The organism is Salmonella sp. SAL4457, assembly GCF_046548235.1.
GTDB classification, from domain to species: Bacteria; Pseudomonadota; Gammaproteobacteria; order Enterobacterales; family Enterobacteriaceae; genus Salmonella; species Salmonella enterica.
In genome coordinates, this window is sequence record NZ_JBGDZO010000001.1 from 1,302,824 (window position 1) to 1,323,808 (window position 20,985).

General features: G+C 53.9%; 13 protein-coding genes. 3 read left to right on the forward strand and 10 right to left on the reverse strand.

Annotation, left to right across the window (positions count from 1 at the left end; genetic code table 11):
* Positions 1-261: 261 nt before the first annotated feature.
* From ACLJNW_RS06645 to lrp, 10 genes are all read right to left on the reverse strand, one after another.
* Positions 262-1,683 carry an APC family permease gene (locus tag ACLJNW_RS06645; RefSeq protein ID WP_001134268.1) on the reverse strand — a complete coding sequence of 474 codons (1,422 nt, stop codon included), beginning with the start codon at positions 1,681-1,683 and terminating at the stop codon, positions 262-264.
* 217 nt (positions 1,684-1,900) lie between these two features.
* A complete protein-coding gene (locus ACLJNW_RS06650; RefSeq protein ID WP_000109274.1) occupies positions 1,901-3,049 on the reverse strand; it encodes an MFS transporter in 1,149 nt (382 codons plus the stop codon).
* 349 nt (positions 3,050-3,398) lie between these two features.
* Positions 3,399-4,262 (reverse strand): dimethyl sulfoxide reductase anchor subunit family protein, encoded by an 864-nt coding sequence (locus tag ACLJNW_RS06655; protein WP_000534681.1) that lies wholly within the window; start codon positions 4,260-4,262, stop codon positions 3,399-3,401.
* A 1-nt stretch (position 4,263) separates the two neighbouring features.
* Positions 4,264-4,881, reverse strand: coding sequence for a dimethylsulfoxide reductase iron-sulfur subunit DmsB (gene dmsB / locus ACLJNW_RS06660; protein ID WP_000213069.1), 618 nt, complete (start codon positions 4,879-4,881; stop codon positions 4,264-4,266).
* A gap of 10 nt (positions 4,882-4,891) precedes the next feature.
* Positions 4,892-7,336, reverse strand: coding sequence for a dimethylsulfoxide reductase subunit A (gene dmsA / locus ACLJNW_RS06665; RefSeq protein ID WP_000850262.1), 2,445 nt, complete (start codon positions 7,334-7,336; stop codon positions 4,892-4,894).
* A gap of 237 nt (positions 7,337-7,573) precedes the next feature.
* Complete coding sequence (gene serS, locus ACLJNW_RS06670) at positions 7,574-8,866, reverse strand: serine--tRNA ligase (RefSeq protein ID WP_000886697.1); 1,293 nt, start codon at positions 8,864-8,866, stop codon at positions 7,574-7,576.
* Positions 8,867-9,124: 258 nt separating this feature from the next.
* Positions 9,125-10,468, reverse strand: a complete 1,344-nt coding sequence (gene rarA, locus ACLJNW_RS06675; RefSeq protein ID WP_000067785.1) for a replication-associated recombination protein RarA — start codon at positions 10,466-10,468, stop codon at positions 9,125-9,127.
* Between the two features lie 9 nt (positions 10,469-10,477).
* Entirely contained in the window at positions 10,478-11,089 is a 612-nt protein-coding gene (gene lolA, locus ACLJNW_RS06680) for an outer membrane lipoprotein chaperone LolA (RefSeq protein ID WP_024154823.1), read from the reverse strand.
* A 142-nt stretch (positions 11,090-11,231) separates the two neighbouring features.
* Positions 11,232-15,236 carry a DNA translocase FtsK gene (gene ftsK / locus ACLJNW_RS06685; RefSeq protein ID WP_001674651.1) on the reverse strand — a complete coding sequence of 1,335 codons (4,005 nt, stop codon included), beginning with the start codon at positions 15,234-15,236 and terminating at the stop codon, positions 11,232-11,234.
* Between the two features lie 134 nt (positions 15,237-15,370).
* Complete coding sequence (gene lrp, locus ACLJNW_RS06690) at positions 15,371-15,865, reverse strand: leucine-responsive transcriptional regulator Lrp (protein ID WP_000228469.1); 495 nt, start codon at positions 15,863-15,865, stop codon at positions 15,371-15,373.
* 546 nt (positions 15,866-16,411) lie between these two features.
* Between lrp and trxB the strand changes: the two genes are divergently transcribed.
* The 3 genes from trxB (at position 16,412) to cydC (ending at position 20,983) form a co-directional block, all read left to right on the forward strand.
* Complete coding sequence (gene trxB / locus ACLJNW_RS06695) at positions 16,412-17,380, forward strand: thioredoxin-disulfide reductase (protein WP_000537407.1); 969 nt, start codon at positions 16,412-16,414, stop codon at positions 17,378-17,380.
* Positions 17,381-17,494: 114 nt separating this feature from the next.
* Positions 17,495-19,261 carry a heme ABC transporter permease/ATP-binding protein CydD gene (cydD, locus tag ACLJNW_RS06700; RefSeq protein WP_023203919.1) on the forward strand — a complete coding sequence of 589 codons (1,767 nt, stop codon included), beginning with the start codon at positions 17,495-17,497 and terminating at the stop codon, positions 19,259-19,261.
* Entirely contained in the window at positions 19,262-20,983 is a 1,722-nt protein-coding gene (cydC, locus tag ACLJNW_RS06705) for a heme ABC transporter ATP-binding protein/permease CydC (RefSeq protein WP_001202253.1), read from the forward strand.
* Positions 20,984-20,985 lie beyond the last annotated feature (2 nt).

Sequence of the window (20,985 nt, forward strand, 5' to 3'; positions counted from 1 at the left end):
TACCCATGACGGTAGCCGTTTTGCTGTCTGGATAACGCTCTTACCGCTAAAATACCCGACCCCGCCATCAGACAGGCATGGTTAACAATATTGCGCTTACCAGGTATTAAATACAGAGTCGCTTATCTGCTGCTGGGTTGAAGGTCTGACAACTATTGCTGCCCCCGGCGCCTGTTAATACCGTGGTCTCCGCCTGGAACCCAGGCACCTGTAACCTTAAAAGGCGCTCGCCTGGCAGGAGCGCCGTGGAAAAGAGCGTCGTTATGTGTTTCTACGCGCCAGCAGTGGGAAAATTAATCCCAACCCAACCAGGACAAAAGGCGTCACGATGTTCAACGTCAGCTGGAATGTCCACTCCGGCGTGAACGCCTCCATTTTGGGGAAAATACCGGTAAGGCAGGCAAACGCGGTGAAGGCAAAACACCATATTCCCACAGTTAACGCCAACGCCCGGTTGCGAATAAACACATATTCGGGTTTGTACTTTTGCGCCAGTCGAATGACGGCAATAAAGGCGACAAATACCCACAGATAGCGCAGCGGCATAACGACTGAATTGAGATTAAGCAGCCATTTGTACAGGTTGTTCATATCGCCGATGCCAAGCGTTGGCAACATAATCAAGATAGCGACCAACACTAATGTCAGCAAATAACCGTTAACAGGCGTACCTGAAGCGTTAGTACGACATAAGCGCTGCGGGATATATTTAGTGTCTGCATCACCCAGTAAAACTTTCAGTGGCGCATCAATAGAAAACACCAGCGCGGCGATTTGCCCCAGAGTATTGGCAATGGCATAAATCACCATTAATGAATTACCCATATGGTAATACTCACCCAATTTCTGGAATGCATAATATTGCCCATTGGTCATTAAATCGTCAGGTATATGCCGGGAATCAAACATCATTCCCATCGCCAACGAACCGAGGATAGCGCAGACCGCAACCATGACGGCTAAAAAGAGCATCCCCTTCGGAAATTCTTTTCCTGGATTCCGCGTCTGGTTGACATAAGGCGAGATCTTCTCTGCCCCACCAACCGCAAAGACCAACATAGAGATGGTGGTGATATAGGTAAAATCGATATGAGGAATAAATGACTGCCAGGTGATGTTAGTGGTCGCAATTTCAACGTTTGTAATTGCTGGCGCGGTCACTGCCATCACAACATATAAAATTGACATGATAAACATGGCAATTCCGGCCACAGACCCAACAACCTTTAGCGATTTCATCCCCCGGGAAGCAACCCACATAAAGAAAACAAACAATGCCAGCGTCAGCCCCTGCAAGGCAACGACGGTATATTCTTTTATCAACGAGCCGTCGCCTTTTAAAGCCCATCCCAATGCAATGAGTATCGCCTGCGGCTTTTGCGCCAGGTAGGGAATATGCACGACCCAATAAGTCCATGCCGCAAGGTAAGCCAACCCCGGCCCCATCGTATGCTTAATCCAGGTACTGACGCCCCCTTTTCCCTCTTTGAAGGTTGAGCCCAGTTGCCCCACGATTAAGGCATAAGGAATAAAATAGAGCGCAAAAATAAACACCCAGGAGAAGACAACCACTAACCCCTGGTTAGCATAGTTATTGACAACATTGCCGAATCCCCAAACGGTAATAAACGACATCAAGGCGATGTTGTACCATCGCAACTGTTTTTCCTGCACATTCGGCATAACGCGATCCTTCGTGAACACAATGCTATTACTATAAATGAAGCGGGGGATTATGCGCGGTAAAGACGAAGAGAGAAAATAGAGGAGCGCAAAATTATAACCTTCGGCACATTTTATTTTTCAGTAAAGCAAGAAAATTATGCAGGTCAATTATTTTACGTAAAACATAAACAAAGAGTATGCAAGACTCACGTCCTGCATACGATTCAGAGAACAGTTAGATGTGGGCGACAGGATTAGGCGTCTGGCCGGCGTTACGTAACAGCATCAGCAGATAAATAAACGATACGCTGGCGATCATAATAAACAGCAGATTATCTGAATAATTCTGCATTAACATCGCAGCAAAAGACGGCCCCAACAGGCTCCCTACCGTATAACTTAACAACAGCGCCTGGTTCATTGCCACAAGCTGGTGGTGTTCGACTTTTTCACAGGCCCAGGCCATTGCAACGGGATAAAGCGTAAAACCCGCCGCCCCCAGAATAAACAGAGCTGGCGCCATCGCCGCCTGGGTTAACATGGCAATACTACCGAGTATGACAACGAATACCTGTACGCGTAACACCAGCAAGCGACCAAATTTGTCCGCCAGACGTCCCATTGGCCATTGCCCCAAAATGCCGGCGCTCACCAGCACCGCCATCCAGAAACCGATGCTGGCGTTAGCCATCCCCTGATGCTTCAGATATAACGGCATCAGGCCATATAATGAACCAAGAACAATGCCGGAAATAATACAACCATTCACGCCAAGACGCGCCTGGCGTAGCTTCAGCATGGCGCTAATAGAAGAGGAATGACGTGTCTGCGTTTGCTGATTTACAATTCGGGTAAAGAGTAGCGGCAGAATTCCCGCCAGAATCATTCCGGTCACCCAGGGAAGGACGTGCAGCAATTCACCAGATACTTTACTGACCAATAATTGTCCAAGGAAGGTCCCCATGTAATAGACCATCATATAGGCAGCCAGCAGGCGCCCGCGATTATGCGAGGTTCCGCTGCACATCAACGCGCTTTCGACAACCACCCAAATCATGGCGCAGCCGATACCGGCAATAAAACGCCAGCTCATCCAGCTCCAGAACCCCACCATCACCCCCAATCCGACACAACCCGCGGCGAAGATCAGCGAGGCAAGATAATAGCTACGGTTAAACCCAATGCGTTTAATTAAATACCCGGTAAATAACGTCCCGACCAGATTGCCGGTAAAATAAGACGAGCTGACCATCCCCACCTGCCAGGTCGGAAGGTTTGCCTGAGCAAGCCACAGCGGCACAAGCGTATTCAGTACCGCAATGGCCAGCGTCAACAAAAGTAGCCCGCACAGCAAAAGCATGACGGGACGGGTATAGGTGGACATGAATAAAAACCGTGAGGAAGTTCAAATTTCATGCGCATCATGCCATCGCCAAAAACATTGTCAATCGGCTCCGCATGGGCGATCCGCAAGTTTTGAGACTATCGATTTGATTTACTTATTCTGCACGTGAATATATTGAAAGGCTAAAAATTCATCCCCTTGTTTTTATTGATCTGACCTGCAAAATCGGCGTTTTGTTCAGTCGAAAAATTTCATGGTTCCTTTAGCTTCGTTTTCTTCTCTATGGATTTATATGCGCCTTCTCCGCCCCGGTTATATTCCTTAGATTGATGGCGGCTAAAGGCGAATTCGGCCTGCACGTTCTGCAGGCCGAATTCGCGTCAACGCGTTAGCTGGCTACCGCCATGCCCACGGTCATATGCAGCCCATAGAATACGCCGCGGCCAATCAATTCCCCCGCCAGCATCAGAATGAAGGCGACAGAGAGCAACGGTACCGCAGGTTGATACCCTTTTAACTGTGGCACAATCCAGCAGCACAACGCCGCCGCAAGCAGCACCATACGCCAGGCCATCAGCGAACCATAATCCGGCACCAGAGCAGACGCCTGCTGAATGGAACTATGAATCGTCGCCAGTTCCGCGCCCTGCATGGCCACCATAATGGCAATAACCACCAGCGCCAGCACCGAAACCGCAGGCAACAAACGCATCGCCCAACCGTTCACGCCCGCGATGCGCAGCAGCAGATAACCCAGTAGCGGGCCACCCATAAAGAGCGTCAGGAAGAAGCCCAGCGGCGTCCAGACGCTATACCAGGTCGGTACTGTATCGATGCTGTTATAGACGCGTACCATCATCCAGACGAAGACGACGCCCAGTACCATCGTGATAATCAGCCAGAGTGTGCGCAGTGCCGGCGGCAGCTTTTTCAGTACCGCCAGCAGCCAGCCAATCCCGCCCACCGCAAAAAACACCGAGCCGCTGGCAATTTCATTGCTCAGTGCGGAAGCACCCACGCGGTTAAGCGAGTTAAACGCGCGCATCGGCGAGCCCAGATGCAGCATCGAGGCGATAAAGCCAATCCCCATCAGCACCCACAGACCAAACATACAGGCGATCACCCGCTGCTGCGTTTCCGCGCGCAGGTCGCCCTTCATCAGCGCCAAAGCCAGAACAATAAAACCACCGGCCACGCACTGACCAAAGACCGTGAAGATCATCAACGGCCATTCATGCCATCCACTTCCCATCTTATACCTCCTTCGGATTGGCCAGATAACCGGTAGTGTCCCCGGTCGGGCGGCTGTTGGCGTTGGGTTTAATCACAATATTCGGCTTCGTGAAATGCGCGCGCGGCAACGGCGCGACGGCAGCCAGCTCACCGTGTTTTTTGCGCAGTTCGTCGATAGGACCAAAGTCCAGCGCCCGCAGCGGGCAGGATTCGACGCAAATCGGTTTCTTGCCTTCCGCCACCCGGTCATAACAGCCGTCGCACTTGGTCATATGACCTTTGGCCGCGTTGTACTGCGGCGCGCCGTAAGGGCAGGCCATGTGGCAGTAGCGGCAGCCGATACAGACCTCTTCATTCACCACCACAAAACCGTCATCGCGCTTGTGCATCGCGCCGCTCGGGCAGACTTTGGTACAGGCCGGGTCTTCGCAGTGGTTGCATGAAATGGAGAGATAGTAGGCAAAGACGTTCTGGTGCCAGACGCCGTTATCTTCCTGCCAGTCGCCACCCGCATACTCATAAATGCGGCGGAAGCTGACATCCGGGGTCAAATCTTTGTAGTCCTTGCAGGCCAGTTCGCAGGTTTTGCAACCGGTGCAACGGCTGGAATCAATAAAAAATCCATACTGGGTTGTCATCGGTTACTCCTTACGCCTTTTCAACCTGAACGAGGTTCGTATGTGACGGGTTCCCCTTCGCCAGCGGAGAAGGACGTTGGGTCGTCAGTACGTTAATACATCCGCCCTGATCCACGCGTTTTGCATCCGGGTCATACCATGCGCCTTCTCCCAGGGCGACCACACCCGGCATCATGCGCGGCGTCACTTTAGCCTCGATATGTACTTCGCCGCGATCGTTGAAGATGCGGACTTTGTCGCCATTGTTGATACCGCGTTTCTGCGCATCCATTGGGTTAATCCACATTTCCTGGCGACAGGCGGCTTTCAGTACGTCTACGTTGCCATAAGTGGAATGCACACGCGCTTTATAGTGGAAACCCGTCAACTGCAGCGGGAATTTATCCGTTAGCGGATCGTTATAGTTTTCAAAACCTGGCGTGTAGATCGGTAATGGATCGATCACGTCGCCTTCCGGCAGCTCCCAGGTGGCGGCGATATCCGCCAACGCCTGTGAATAGATTTCAATCTTGCCCGATGGCGTTGTAAGTGGATTCGCTTGCGGATCTTCGCGGAAGTCTTTATAGGCGACATGGTGGCCTTCGGGGTCACGCTGTTTGAAGATGCCTTGCTTACGGAACTCCTCAAAGGTGGGCAGATTCGGAATGGATTTACGCGACTGTTCGTACAGATGACGCATCCACTCTTCTTGCGTCCGGCCTTCGGTAAACTGTTGTTCCACGCCAAGACGTTTCGCCAGTTCGCTGGTCATCTCATAAATCGTCTTACACTCGAAGCGCGGTTTAATCGCCTGGTCAGTGAAGATAACGTAAGACATGTTCCCGCAGGAGGCATCCAGCGCAAAGTCCATCTGCTCAGAAGCAGTGCAATCCGGCAACAGAATATCGGCGTATTTTGCCGACGAGGTCATATGACAGTCGATAACGACGATCATTTCGCATTTCTTGTCATCCTGCAGGATTTCGTGGGTGCGGTTAATCTCAGAGTGCTGGTTAATCAAACAGTTGCCAGCATAGTTCCAGATCATTTTGATCGGCACGTCCAGCTTATCTTTCCCCCGCACGCCATCACGCAGCGCTGTCATTTCCGGGCCGCGTTCAATGGCATCGGTCCACATAAACATGGAGATGCTGGTTTCAACCGGATTTTCCAACGTGGGCATACGTTCAAATGGCAGGGCATAAGACCCTTCGCGCGCGCCGCTGTTACCGCCGTTAATCCCAACATTACCCGTCAGGATCGCCAGCATTGAGATGGCGCGCGTGGCGATTTCTCCATTAGCATGACGTTGTGGTCCCCACCCCTGGCAAATATAGGCGGGTTTAGCGCTGCCGATTTCTCGCGCCAGTTTAATAATGCGATCTGCCGGAATACCGGTAATTTGCGCCGCCCACTCCGGCGTCTTTGCGATACCGTCTTTACCCTGGCCCAGAATATAAGCTTTGTAGTGACCGTTTTTCGGCGCGCTGGCAGGCAAGGTTTTTTCGTCATAACCAACGCAATATTTATCCAGGAACGGCTGATCGACCATGTTCTCGGTGATTAAGACATATGCCAGACCATTGACCAGCGCCGCATCGGTACCTGGACGAATCGGAATCCACTCATCTTCGCGACCGGCGCCGGTGTCGGTGTAACGAGGATCGATAATGATCATCCGCGCGTTTGATTTCTGCCGCGCCTGTTCAAGATAATACGTTACGCCGCCCCCGCTCATGCGGGTTTCGCCAGGGTTATTACCAAACAACACCACCAGCTTACTGTTTTCAATGTCGGATGGACTATTGCCATCCGCCCAGCCGCCATAGGTGTAGTTCAGACCCGCTGCGATTTGCGCGGAAGAGTAATCACCGTAGTGGTTAAGATAACCACCGCAGCAGTTCATCAGACGAGCGACCAGCGTTTTTCCCGGCGGCCATGAACGTGTCAAAGTGCCGCCCAGCGTTCCCGTGCCATAGTTCAGATAAATGGACTCGTTGCCATACTCTTTGATAAGACGCTGCATATTGGTGGCAATGATATCGTAGGCTTCGTCCCAGCTAATACGCTCAAATTTACCTTCGCCGCGCGCGCCGACGCGCTTCATCGGATACTTGAGCCGATCCGGGTTATAGACGCGACGACGCATAGAACGACCGCGCAGGCAGGCGCGAACCTGATGCAGGCCATCGTAATCATCGTTTCCGGTATTATCCGTTTCTACATATTTGATTTCGCCATCCACAACATGCATACGTAGCGGACAACGGCTGCCACAGTTTACCGTACAGGCGCTCCAGACGACTTTCTCGTCGGTTTTCGTCGGGCTTATCGCCTCTGCGGCGTTAGCGATGCGGGTAAATGGCAGGGTAAATGCGCTACTGGCCATCGCCAGGCCGCCTATCGCGGTGGTTTTGACTAAACCACGACGGCTCACCTCGGCTGCCAGCACGGCATCAGGGATCTTAGTTTTCATAAGGGCTCACTCTGCTGCTCACAATAAAAAAAACAATAAAACGATGTATAGAATTTTATATAGCGATAGCATCGCTATAAAGTCTGATATATATCGAAAAAGTAGAAAAATAGTGTTAAAAACTGACCTTCATTCGAAATCAGTATTACCCCTAATAGGGTAGGGATTATTGTCCGGTATCAAACTGGCATAAAAAAAGCGCCCGAAGGCGCTTTTTAGAAGAGGAGAAAGCGAGGATTAGCCGATATATTCCAGTCCGTTCATGTACGGACGTAATACTTCCGGCACTTCAATGCGGCCATCAGCCTGCTGATAGTTTTCCATCACGGCCACCAGGGTACGACCTACCGCCAGACCAGAACCATTAAGGGTATGGACCAGACGGGTCTTTTTGTCGGACTTGCTGCGACAGCGTGCCTGCATACGACGCGCCTGGAAGTCCCAGACGTTAGAGCAGGAAGAGATCTCGCGGTAGGTATTCTGCGCCGGAACCCAGACTTCGAGGTCATAGGTTTTGCAGGCGCCGAAGCCCATATCGCCAGTGCACAGAATGATTTTACGGTACGGCAGTCCCAGTAGCTGGAGCACTTTTTCCGCGTGGCCGGTCATCTCTTCCAACGCAGCCATAGAATCTTCCGGGCGAACGATCTGCACCATCTCAACTTTGTCAAACTGATGCATACGAATCAGGCCACGGGTATCACGACCATAAGAACCTGCTTCAGAACGGAAACAAGGCGTATGCGCCGTCATTTTAATCGGCAGCTGATCTTCGTCGATGATTTCATCGCGTACCAGATTGGTCAGCGGAACCTCCGCCGTCGGGATCAAAGCATAATTGCTGCTGTCTGCTTCTTCTTCCAGCGGACGGGTATGGAACAAGTCGCCTGCGAATTTCGGCAGTTGACCGGTGCCATACAGCGTGTCGTGGTTAACCAGATACGGCACGTAGTTTTCGCTATAGCCGTGCTGTTCCGTATGCAGATCCAACATGAACTGCGACAATGCGCGATGCATACGCGCAATCTGTCCTTTCATCACCACAAAACGGGAGCCGGTCAGCTTAACCGCGGCGGCAAAGTCGAGGCCGGAGTGCATTTCCCCTAAGGTGACGTGATCGCGGATTTCAAAATCAAACTCACGCGGGGTACCCCAGCGGCTGACTTCAACGTTGTCGTTTTCATCTTTACCTACCGGCACTTCATCCGCAGGCAGGTTTGGGATGGTCAGCGCGATATCACGGATCTCCGCCAGCAAGGTATCCAGCTCGGCTTTCGCCGCATCCAGCTCTTCGCCCAGTTTATTCACTTCCAGGCGTAAAGGCTCAATATCTTCCCCGCGCGCTTTCGCCTGGCCGATGGATTTCGATCGAGAATTACGCTCCGCCTGCAGGTTTTCCGTGTTGACCTGCAAAACTTTACGACGCTCTTCAAGAGCGCGCAGCTTATCTACATCCAGCTTAAAGCCCCGGCGTGCCAGTTTTTCAGCGACTGCGTCTGGCTCATTACGCAGCAGATTGGGATCGAGCATGCTTATCCTGTGCTTATCGAATAATAAAAGGAAACGCGATCAATTGATGATCGCCTCTGATTGTATTGATGAACGTAAACCGCGTTTACGTAATAGCGACGTTTTCGCCTTACCTGACCGACGACAGCAACAACGCATCCATTGCGCTATACCCGCGGACCTCATAAGCAACGTGCTATCAGGCATAACGAGATTCATCATCAACGCCATGATACCTGGAGCATCATATTTAGAGATAACCTTACCGCAACGTTTACACTAGCGGTAGCGTTTTGTGGGGCTATTTTGATCCTGTTCAGCCAGCCAGGCGAGCTTTTCGCCAATCTTGCCTTCCAGACCACGATTTGTCGGATGATAATAGCGCGTTTGCGCGATTTCCGGCGGGAAGTACACTTCACCCGCAGCATAGGCATTGGGCTCATCGTGGGCATAGCGGTATTCCTGGCCATAGCCCATCTCTTTCATCAGTTTGGTTGGCGCATTACGCAGATGGACAGGAACATCATAATCAGGACGTTCGCGCGCGTCGGCCAGCGCAGCCTTAAAGGCGGTATAGACGGCGTTGCTCTTCGGCGCGCAGGCGAGATAAACGATAGCCTGCGCGATCGCCCTTTCGCCTTCAGCCGGGCCGACGCGGGTGAAACAATCCCATGCGGCAATGGCGACCTGCATCGCGCGCGGATCGGCATTACCCACATCTTCCGAGGCAATCGCCAGGCAGCGACGCGCCACGTACAGCGGATCGCCTCCCGCGGTAATGATACGGGCATACCAATAGAGGGCGGCATCCGGCGCGCTGCCGCGCACTGATTTATGTAAGGCGGAAATAAGATCGTAGAAGCGATCGCCTTTGTTATCAAAACGCGCGCTGCGCTCGCCGGCGATCTCGGTCAACAAGGCGGGCAATAAAACGCGTTTGCCGCTGTCATCCGCCTCCGCCATATCAGCCATCATTTCCAGCGTATTTAAGGCGCGCCGCGCGTCGCCATTGACCAACTCAGCAATCGCTCGCCGTGTCTCATCTGGTAACACGATATCCTGATCGCCGTAACCACGCGTTTTGTCCTGCATCGCCTGGTCCAGTACTTGCTCAATATCGTCAGTGGTCAACGATTTCAGCAGATAGACCCGCGCTCGCGACAATAGCGCCGAGTTCAGCTCAAAAGAGGGATTTTCCGTGGTCGCGCCGATAAAGGTGATAGTGCCATCTTCGATATGCGGTAAAAAGGCGTCCTGTTGGCTTTTGTTAAAGCGATGCACTTCATCGACAAACAGGATGGTACGGCGTCCGGCATTACGATTCTGGCGGGCGCGCTCAATAGCTTCGCGAATCTCTTTTACCCCAGAAGTGACGGCGGAAATACGCTCGACATCGGCGCTGGCGTAGCGGGCGATCACTTCAGCGAGCGTGGTTTTCCCCGTCCCTGGCGGCCCCCATAAAATCATGGAGTGCAGATGCCCGGCCTCAATAGCGCGAGGCAACGGTTTACCTGCGGCCAGCAAATGCTGCTGGCCGATATACTGCGCTAAATTTTCCGGCCGCATTCGAGCGGCCAGCGGTTGAAACGTATTATCAGAAAAATCGAGCGACAGATTGCTCACTCATCGCCTCTACTTACGTTGGTCGTCTATCGTTACCCCTTGCGGCGGAGTAAACGTAAATTTTGACGGATCAACAGCGCCTTTTTGCTGGGATTTTAGCTGATAGGCGCTACGCTGATCGTCTTGTTCTACGGCGCTAAACTGGTGGATAGTCCCGTCGCGTCCCACATTGATGGTGAACTGTTTCAGATTGCCGTTGCTGGCTTTCGGCGTCAGCACAAAATTATCGCCATCCTGCTTAATATTATATTGCTGCCAGTCGCTGGCCTGGTTGCGGGCAATCAGCATAAACGGTGTATTTCCGGTGGCATCTTTCAACCACGTGGCGGTAGCCTGTTCTACAAACGGGTTATAGAACCATAACGTTTTGCCGTCAGAAACCAGAATACTCTCGTCAGGTTGCGTCATATGCCAGTTGAATAGATTTGGCCGCTTAACCCATAAATCACCCTGTCCCTCCTGCACCGCGGCACCGCTGCCATCGGTGACTTTTTGAGTAAAGGTGGCGTGAAAGCTGCTCACTTTATCCAGACGGCTTTTCAGAGAGTTGGCGGCGTCAGCCCATACGCTGCTAGCTACAACGCTTGAAAGTAATGCACAGGCGATTGCCATTTTTTTCATCATTATTCCTCAGGTTTCGACACTCCCGACCAGGAGCTCCTTTTGCTTTCTATTCCAGGCCAAAAATCAGCATGAGGAAAGAAGAAAATACTGAATTTTGTTGCCGGATGGCAGCCTGCACAGCGCCATCCGGCTTACAGGTTTACTCAAAAGGCGGCGGAGCCAGCACTTCACGATTACCGTTATGCCCCTGAGCGCTGACAATACCCTGCGCTTCCATCTGTTCGATAATACGCGCCGCACGGTTATAGCCGATGCGGAACTGACGCTGAACGCCGGAAATGGACGCTTTACGCTTCTGGGTGACGAAATTAACGGCCTGATCGAATAGCGCATCTAATTCTTCGCCGCCGTCAAAACCGCCACCGCCACCTTCGCTTTCGCTGTCGGAGGTAATGCCATCCACATATTGCGGACGACCGCGCGCTTTCCAGTCCTGCACCACCGCATGGACTTCCTGGTCACGCACAAACGCCCCATGGACACGTACCGGCATGGTGGAGTTTGGTCCGGAATAGAGCATGTCCCCCATTCCCAATAACGACTCAGCGCCACCCTGATCAAGAATGGTGCGGGAGTCGATCTTGCTGGATACGGTAAAAGCGATACGGGTTGGAATGTTGGCTTTAATTAAACCAGTAATCACATCGACCGACGGACGCTGCGTCGCCAGTACCAGGTGAATCCCCGCAGCGCGCGCTTTCTGCGCCAGACGCGCGATCAGCTCTTCAACTTTTTTACCGACGGTCATCATCAGGTCGGCAAATTCATCAACCAGTACCACGATATACGGCAGTTTTTCCAGAACCGGATGCTGAACATCCATACTGTCGCCCGGCTTCCAGTACGGGTCCGGAATCGGGCGTCCCATGCGGGCCGCTTCGGCGATTTTCTCGTTATACCCAGCCAGATTACGCACGCCGAGCGCGGACATCAGCTTATAGCGACGCTCCATCTCATTGACGCTCCAGCGTAACGCGTTAGCCGCGTCTTTCATGTCGGTAACAACTTCCGTCAGCAGATGCGGTATACCTTCATAGACCGAGAGTTCTAACATTTTCGGGTCGATCATGATAAAGCGAACGTCTTCCGGCTGCGCTTTATACAGCATACTGAGGATCATGGCGTTAACCCCGACCGACTTACCGGAACCGGTCGTACCGGCCACCAGCAGGTGAGGCATTTTCGCCAGATCCGCCACTACCGGATCGCCCGCGATATCCTTACCTAACACCACGGTAAGCGGCGACGGATTCTCGCGGAATTTGGCGTTATCCAACACTTCGCGCAGATAAACGGTTTGCCGTTTCTTGTTCGGCAATTCCAACCCTACGTAAGGTTTGCCTGGAATGACTTCCACAACACGTACGGCTACCGTTGACAAGGAGCGCGCCAGATCCCGGGAAAGGTTGGAGATACGCGCCGCTTTAACGCCCGGGGCCAGATTCAGTTCAAAGCGAGTAATGACCGGGCCTGGCGAATAGTTCACCACATCAGCTTTAATGCGGAAATCCGCCAGACGCGCTTCAACCAGACGCGCCATTTGTTCCAGCGCAAAGGTATCTACCGGTTCAACTTCGCTCGGCGGCGGCGTCAGAAGATCTAACGAAGGCAGCGGCGTCGTCGGACGCTGTAATGGACGACTGTCGCCGTTACGCATCAACAGCGGGTGGATCAGGCTGTCTTGCGGCGCTGTCGGCTGTTGCGGCTGCTGATACTGTGGCTGCGGCGCTACCGGCTGCTGCGGCTGCTGATACTGTGGCTGCGGCGCTACCGGCTGTTGCGGCTGCTGATACTGCGGCTGCGGCGCTACCGGCTGTTGCGGCTGCTGATACTGCGGCTGAGGCGCTACCGGCTGTTGCGGCTGCTGATACTGCGGCTGCGGCGCTACCGGCTGCTGCGGCTGCTGGTACTGTGGCTGAGGCTGCGGCGCTACCGGTTGCTGAACAGGCGTTGACTCGGGCATGACACCCGGCGTGAACAGCGGTTCGTGCGGACCTTCATCAACCAATACTTTCATTGGCGAGAAATCCAGATCGTCCAGTGAGAACGGCTGCGCGCCAGCGGGTTGCTCGCCGGAATAGCGCTGCTGTTGCGAAGCGGCAAACTGGCGGGCTAATTCAGCTTCCGCAGCGGTATCGTCATCTTCTGCCTGTTGAGTATCGTGCTGATACGTCTCACCATAACGATGCTGCTGCGACTGCGCAAACTGACGGGCTAACTCGTCCTGATGCATTGCATCTATTTCTTCATCGGTTAGCTGCACGCCCGTCTCGTACTGATTGCGCTCCGCCTCGCGGGCTTTTTCTTCTGCAATCCTCTGTGACGGCAGCTTAATACCGTACGATGCCAGTTCCCGTCGGGTCGGCACGCGAACGCGGTTCGGACGCGGCAGTTGCGGACCAATCCCCTCTTTCACCTGCGGACGCGGCGCGCCGCCGGTAGCCAGACTAAATGCAGGCGCAGCGGCCGCGGCGCCTGCTGCCAGGGCGCCACTCTTAATACCTGCGTCAAGCGACGCGGCGGCGGCTACCGCTTCCACTGGCGGTATGGACGGCGCGACAGATACCGTAGGTTTGACCGGCACGTTCTCTTTTACCGGCTCCGGAATCGGTTGATACCATGCCGCCAGTTGTTCGCGCTCACGGGCGCGTTTCTCTTCCACCTCTTCAAAATAGTAAAGCGGAGGACGGGCGGGTCTGGTCTCTTCTGTGTCAGGTTCAGGCTCGGTGGCAACCGGCTGTTCGATAACCGGCGGCGGCATGTGGGAAGGTTCAGCCGCTATCGGCTCCGGCTGATAAACCGGCTCCGGCTGATGGGTCGGCTCCGGCTGCCAGTGTTGTTCGGCATCCGGCGCCTGCCATTGCGGCTGTGTTTCCTGCGGCGCAAGAGAGTCATATTCTGCTGCGGTCGCTGGCGTCGCGGCGTATTGCGGCGCGGAAGCGACAGGCACAGGTTGCTGCCACGGCGCACTTTGCGCCTCTTGCGGTTGAGCATATTGCGGATGCGGCTGATACCCCTCCGGCGCAGGCGCGATAACCGGTTCGCCGGTTTGCGGCCCCGGTACGGGCTGCCACTCCACGGTCGGTTGCGCGACAACCGGCTCAGCCCCCGGCATGGGCGGCGTTTGCATTATGGGATCGGCGGACGCTGCCCACGTCTGGGTGACGGCGGTTGCAGCCGCAGCGGCGGCGACCGGTTCGGTGACAGAATGGCCGTTTAACAGCGGATCATATTCATCATATTCCGGCTGCGTCGCACGGTTGCCCGAAAACAGAACGTCGTCCGGATCGGCAGCGACGCCGCGCGCGCTATACTGAATGTCCTCGTCATCATCCATCCGTTTGCCGGAAAAGAGCGCGGCATCGGTCTGACGGCCCCGTGGATTGCTGAATTTTTCAGCCAGTCGCTTACGACGCGCCAACGCGCCGCGCAAAATACGCGCCCGGCGAGATTCACGCTGCACGCCGTCGGTTTCTTCATCGTATTCGTCATCATACTCTTCGTCGTCAACCCACGTATCATCACGCCGGGTACGGTTGCTGGCGAAGGTCAGTATATTAAGCAGCCAGCCGCCTAATTTTTCGGCGATACTGACCCAGGACCAGCCGGTAAAGAGCGTCAGCCCGGCAGCCCAAATACAGAGAAGCATTATCGTTCCGCCGCTACTATGCAACAACGGCTGCAGCGTGGTGCTTAACAGGCTGCCAATTACGCCGCCGGAGGCGAAATACCAGATATCGTCGGCATTAATGGCCGCCAGACCGCAGGAAGTGAGAATCAGCGCCAGCACGCCGATAAGGCGTAGCGACACAGCAAAATAGTCGATGTAATCATCCGTAGACTGATGACGCCACGCAAACCAACACCCGCCGACAATAATGACAGGGATGGTGTAGGCCATTACGCCAAAAATAAAGAACAGTGTATCGGCCAGCCACGCGCCCGGCGCGCCGCCTAAATTATGGATGGGTTCATGCCAGGCGGTTTGCGACCAACTGGGGTCCGAAGGGTTAAAGCTCAACAAGGCCGCCATCAACCAGACGGCAAAAAGGGCAATAAGTATCAACAACGCTTCCAGAAGTCGGCGCCCGCTGCTTAACTTCGTCAATGTGACGTCTTTGTCTTCAGTATATTCCTGGCTCAAAAAAGGCTCTCCAGGTTCCAGGCTTTTCCCGCCCGATGCTAAAACGGACAACAGCACCGGGTTGCCCCGGCACTGTTGCTGTATGGATTAACAGGAGTGTAATCAAACTACGGCGATTTTGCACCTGTTCCGTGTTAGCGTGTCTTGATAACCAGACGATTACTCTGTTTTACCTCTTCCATCACTACGTAAGTTCGGGTGTCGTTCACACCAGGCAAGCGCAGCAACGTCTCTCCCAATAGTTTTCGATACGCTGACATATCCGGTACACGGGTTTTCAACAGGTAGTCGAAATCGCCGGAAACCAAATGACACTCCTGAATCTCTTCAAGCTTTTGCACGGCGGCATTAAACTGTTCAAACACATCCGGCGCGCCGCGATTTAAGGTAATCTCAACGAATACCAGAAGTGACGCATCCAGATAATGCGGGTTCAACAGCGCCGTATAGCCCTGGATAAACCCCTGTCGCTCCAGCCGACGCACACGCTCAAGGCAAGGTGTCGGCGAAAGTCCTACTCGTTTAGAAAGCTCGACGTTGGAAATACGCCCATCCTTTTGCAGTTCATTAAGAATGTTACGATCGATACGGTCGAGATCTTTGCCAGGGCGCTTCTTGCTATCTACCATTATTATTGTCTCTCTGTATTCCTTCCCTACTCCTGCCTGACTCTACTCACATCACTGTTCAGAGTCGCTGCCCATCACAATAGACCGAAACCCAGAGGGATTAACGGCGCGCAATGCCTGGTCTATGGTGAGAAGACCGTTGCCTCACGGCAGCTATCGACATCACGAATGGCGTCTGTCCACGCCATGCGTAGATTTCACTAGCCCGGTAAACATGGTATTTACATGCATGATTATGCAGCACATACATAACACAGTTTTTTTCTTCCTCGAATGTTTTCGCAAAACAGCAGGTGATTGTCAAAGCAAAACATCGATTTTTAGTACAACATGCCAGTTATTCATTAGAGAGGGCGGTAAACTGTCATTTCGTCACCTTATAAGTTACCGATTTTAATTAAAGTTTGTGATGATAACGCCGCTGTCGCGGTCGTTCATCGGTTCATGCTATTACACATATTGTTAACAAAATCGTTATGCTCTTTTTTTACGTCTGTAAATTCCCTACAATTCTGCTCATTGTCTGCCAACAACTATGGGGATCTCATGGGCACGACCAAACACAGTAAGCTGCTTATTCTGGGCTCAGGACCGGCGGGATATACCGCGGCGGTGTATGCCGCACGCGCAAATTTACAGCCGGTACTCATTACCGGTATGGAAAAAGGCGGTCAACTGACTACCACGACGGAAGTGGAAAACTGGCCCGGCGATCCAAACGATTTGACCGGCCCGCTGCTAATGGAACGCATGCATGAACATGCGGCAAAATTTGAAACTGAGATAATCTTTGATCACATCAACAACGTGGATCTGCAAAATCGTCCGTTCCGTCTGACAGGTGACAGCGCAGAGTACACTTGTGATGCGTTGATCATTGCGACCGGCGCTTCCGCGCGCTATCTGGGGCTGCCATCGGAAGAAGCCTTTAAAGGGCGCGGCGTTTCCGCCTGCGCAACCTGCGACGGTTTCTTCTACCGCAATCAGAAAGTGGCGGTGATCGGCGGCGGCAACACCGCGGTTGAAGAAGCGCTTTATCTGTCCAACATCGCTTCGGAAGTGCACCTTATCCATCGCCGTGACGGTTTCCGCGCTGAAAAAATCCTCATTAAGCGCCTGATGGATAAAGTCGAAAATGGCAATATCATTCTGCACACCAACCGGACGCTGGAAGAAGTGACCGGCGATCAGATGGGCGTCACCGGTCTGCGTCTTCGCGACACGCAGCAGAGCGATAATATCGAGACGCTGGACATCGCCGGACTTTTCGTAGCCATCGGTCATAGCCCAAACACGGCGCTCTTCGAAGGCCAGCTTGAGCTGGAAAATGGTTATATCAAAGTTCAGTCCGGCACCCATGGCAACGCCACACAAACCAGCATCCCTGGCGTATTCGCGGCGGGTGACGTCATGGATCATATTTACCGTCAGGCGATCACCTCTGCAGGTACGGGCTGTATGGCGGCGCTGGATGCTGAACGCTATCTCGATGGTCTGGCCGACGCAAGCAAATAGTTTTTACAAATCAGTAACAAAAGTAAAAAAGGCGACTATAAGTCGCCTTTATTTTTGCGTCGTTGTAACATTGCCCCTGCCTGAAATTCTAATAACTCACCTGCTAAGCGTGCAATGAATAAAACCCGTCAAAAAGAGCTGACCCGCTGGTTAAAACAGCAAAGCGTAATCTCCCAACGGTGGTTGAATATTTCCCGCCTGTTGGGGTTCATGAGTGGCGTATTAATTGTCGCTCAGGCCTGGATCATGGCGCGTATCCTGCAACATATGATCATGGAGAACATTCCACGGGAAGCGCTGTTGCTCCCTTTTATCCTGCTGATACTGGTCTTTGTCCTCCGCGCCTGGGTGATGTGGTTGCGCGAGCGCGTCGGTTTTCATGCCGGACAACATATTCGCTTTGAGATCCGCCGTCAGGTGTTGGATCGTCTGCAGCAAGCCGGCCCAGCCTGGATTCAGGGCAAGCCCGCCGGTAGCTGGGCGACGCTGGTATTGGAACAGATTGACGATATGCATGACTATTATGCGCGCTATCTGCCGCAAATGGCGCTTGCCGTTTGCGTACCGCTCTTAATCGTGGCGGCGATTTTCCCGTCAAATTGGGCGGCGGCGCTGATTCTGCTGGGCACCGCCCCGCTCATTCCCCTATTTATGGCGATGGTGGGGATGGGCGCGGCTGACGCCAACCGCCGCAATTTCCTGGCGCTTGCCCGGCTAAGCGGCCATTTTCTTGACCGTCTGCGCGGGATGGAAACGCTGCGAATTTTCGGTCGTGGAGAAGCGGAAACCGAGAGCATTCGCGCAGCATCGCAGGATTTTCGTCAGCGCACGATGGAAGTACTGCGCCTCGCCTTTTTATCTTCCGGCGTGCTGGAGTTTTTCACCTCGCTTTCTATTGCGCTGGTCGCCGTTTATTTTGGCTTCTCTTACCTGGGCGAGCTGAACTTTGGTCATTACGGTACCGGTGTGACGCTCGCCGCCGGGTTCCTCGCCTTGATCCTCGCGCCGGAGTTTTTCCAGCCGTTACGCGACCTCGGCACGTTTTATCATGCTAAGGCGCAGGCAGTTGGCGCGGCGGATAGTCTGAAGACGTTTCTGGAAACCCCCCTCGCCCACCCGGCGCGCGGCGAAGTTGAGCTGGCGGAAAACGAACCTGTAACCATTGACGCAGTCAATCTTATTATCACCTCGCCAGAAGGCAAAACGCTTGCCGGGCCGCTGAATTTCTCATTAGCGGCAGGAGAACGCGCCGTCCTGGTAGGACGCAGCGGTTCCGGTAAAAGCTCTCTGTTGAATGTATTATCCGGTTTTCTCTCCTATCAGGGATCTTTGCGTATTAACGGTGTCGAGCTTCGCGATCTCTCGCCGGAATCCTGGCGCCAGCATCTCTCCTGGGTTGGGCAAAACCCGCAATTACCTGCGGCGACGCTACGCGAAAATGTATTACTGGCGCGCCCGGAGGCCAGCGAGCAGGAACTTTATGCCGCGCTTGACGCCGCATGGGTAAGCGAGTTTTTACCGCTGCTGCCGCAAGGAGTAGACACCCCGCTCGGCAATCATGCCAGCAGACTTTCCGTCGGCCAGGCACAGCGTGTAGCGGTCGCCCGTGCGCTACTTAATCCCTGTCAACTGCTACTGCTGGATGAACCGGCGGCAAGCCTGGACGCTCACAGCGAGCAACGCGTCATGCAGGCGTTAAAAGCGGCGTCAAAACGCCAGACCACATTAATGGTGACGCATCAGTTGGAAGATCTCGCCGACTGGGACGCTATCTGGGTTATGCAAGATGGCGCGATTGTCGAACAAGGCAGTTATGCCGAACTCAGCGCCGCCAACGGCGCTTTTGCGACGTTATTGGCTCACCGTCAGGAGGATATTTAAATGCGCGCGCTACTCCCTTATCTGACGCTTTATAAACGCCATAAATGGATGCTAACGCTGGGAATTGCGCTGGCAATCCTGACCCTGCTTGCCAGTATCGGGCTGCTGACGCTTTCCGGCTGGTTCCTGTCCGCGTCCGCTATCGCAGGCTTCGCGGGAATTTACAGTTTTAACTATATGCTCCCGGCAGCCGGCGTGCGCGGCGCGGCCATTACCCGTACCGCTGGTCGTTATTTTGAACGTCTGGTAAGTCATGACGCCACGTTCCGCGTGCTGCAACATCTGCGTATTTATACCTTTAGCAAACTTTTACCGCTCTCCCCCGCGGGTCTGGCGCGATATCAGCAAGGTGAACTGCTGAACCGCATCGTTGCCGACGTCGACACGCTGGACCATCTCTATTTGCGCGTCATCTCCCCGCTGGTCGGCGCTTTTGTAGTGATTATGATTGTCACCCTGGGGCTTAGCGTTCTCGACGTGACGCTGGCGATCACGCTGGGCGGCATTATGCTGTTGACGCTGTTTATTATGCCGCCGGTGTTTTATCGCGCCGGCAAAAATACCGGCCAAAATCTGACGCATCTACGAGGTCAGTATCGCCAGCAGCTCACGTCATGGTTACAGGGCCAGGCGGAACTCACCATTTTTGGCGCCAGCAAACGCTATCGGGCGCAAATGGAAGCCACCGAATTACAATGGCATGAGGCCCAACGCCGACAGTCTGAACTCACCGCCTTATCGCAGGCGTTAATGCTGCTGATTGGTGCGCTGGCGGTGATGTTAATGTTGTGGATGGCCTCCGGCGGCGTTGGCGGCAATACGCAGCCCGGCGCGCTCATCGCGCTGTTTGTCTTCTGCGCGCTGGCGGCTTTCGAGGCGCTTGCGCCCGTTACCGGCGCATTCCAGCATCTGGGGCAGGTTATCGCCTCTGCGCTTCGTATCACTGAATTAACGGAGCAAAAACCGGAGGTGACCTTTCCGCAAGCAGAAACTCCCGCGCCGGAAAAGGTCACACTCACCCTGCGGGACGTTTCGTTTCGTTATCCCGACCAGCCGATTAATGCGCTCAATGCCCTCTCATTACAGGCTAATCCTGGCGAGCATGTCGCTATTCTGGGGCGTACCGGCTGCGGAAAATCAACGCTGTTGCAGCTACTCACCCGCGCCTGGGACCCGCAACAAGGCGAAATTCTGCTCAACGATCTTCCGCTATCCTCGCTGAGCGAATCCGCCTTACGCCGGACTATCAGCGTGGTGCCGCAGCGTGTCCACCTGTTCAGCGCCACGCTGCGTGATAATTTATTACTGGCGGCACCCAATGCCAGCGACGAAGCCCTTTCCGACATGCTGCGTCGCGTCGGCCTCGAAAATCTGCTCGAAGATAGTGGGCTTAATAGCTGGCTCGGCGAAGGCGGTCGTCTGCTATCCGGCGGCGAACTTCGTCGCCTGGCCATCGCCCGCGCGCTGTTGCACGATGCCCCGTTGATGCTGTTGGATGAGCCTACTGAGGGGCTGGATGCGACCACCGAGAGCGAAATGCTGGAATTACTTGCCGATGTGATGCGCGAGAAAACCATCCTGATGGTGACTCACCGTTTGCGCGGCCTGGCCCGTTTTGATCAAATCATCGTAATGGACGACGGGCGCATCATTGAGCGAGGCACTCATGCAGAATTGTTAGCCGGACAAGGGCGCTATTATCAGTTTAAACAACGTCTGTAAGC

What these genes read in the sequence shown, in the direction of transcription:
- ACLJNW_RS06645 (WP_001134268.1), bottom strand. Translation starts at nt 1,683, where the DNA reads ATGCCGAATGTGCAGGAAAAACAGTTGCGATGGTACAACATCGCCTTG.
- ACLJNW_RS06650 (WP_000109274.1), bottom strand. Translation starts at nt 3,049, where the DNA reads ATGTCCACCTATACCCGTCCCGTCATGCTTTTGCTGTGCGGGCTACTT.
- ACLJNW_RS06655 (WP_000534681.1), bottom strand. Translation starts at nt 4,262, where the DNA reads ATGGGAAGTGGATGGCATGAATGGCCGTTGATGATCTTCACGGTCTTT.
- dmsB (WP_000213069.1), bottom strand. Translation starts at nt 4,881, where the DNA reads ATGACAACCCAGTATGGATTTTTTATTGATTCCAGCCGTTGCACCGGT.
- dmsA (WP_000850262.1), bottom strand. Translation starts at nt 7,336, where the DNA reads ATGAAAACTAAGATCCCTGATGCCGTGCTGGCAGCCGAGGTGAGCCGT.
- serS (WP_000886697.1), bottom strand. Translation starts at nt 8,866, where the DNA reads ATGCTCGATCCCAATCTGCTGCGTAATGAGCCAGACGCAGTCGCTGAA.
- lolA (WP_024154823.1), bottom strand. Translation starts at nt 11,089, where the DNA reads ATGAAAAAAATGGCAATCGCCTGTGCATTACTTTCAAGCGTTGTAGCT.
- lrp (WP_000228469.1), bottom strand. Translation starts at nt 15,865, where the DNA reads ATGGTAGATAGCAAGAAGCGCCCTGGCAAAGATCTCGACCGTATCGAT.
- trxB (WP_000537407.1), top strand. Translation starts at nt 16,412, where the DNA reads ATGGGCACGACCAAACACAGTAAGCTGCTTATTCTGGGCTCAGGACCG.
- cydD (WP_023203919.1), top strand. Translation starts at nt 17,495, where the DNA reads ATGAATAAAACCCGTCAAAAAGAGCTGACCCGCTGGTTAAAACAGCAA.
- cydC (WP_001202253.1), top strand. Translation starts at nt 19,262, where the DNA reads ATGCGCGCGCTACTCCCTTATCTGACGCTTTATAAACGCCATAAATGG.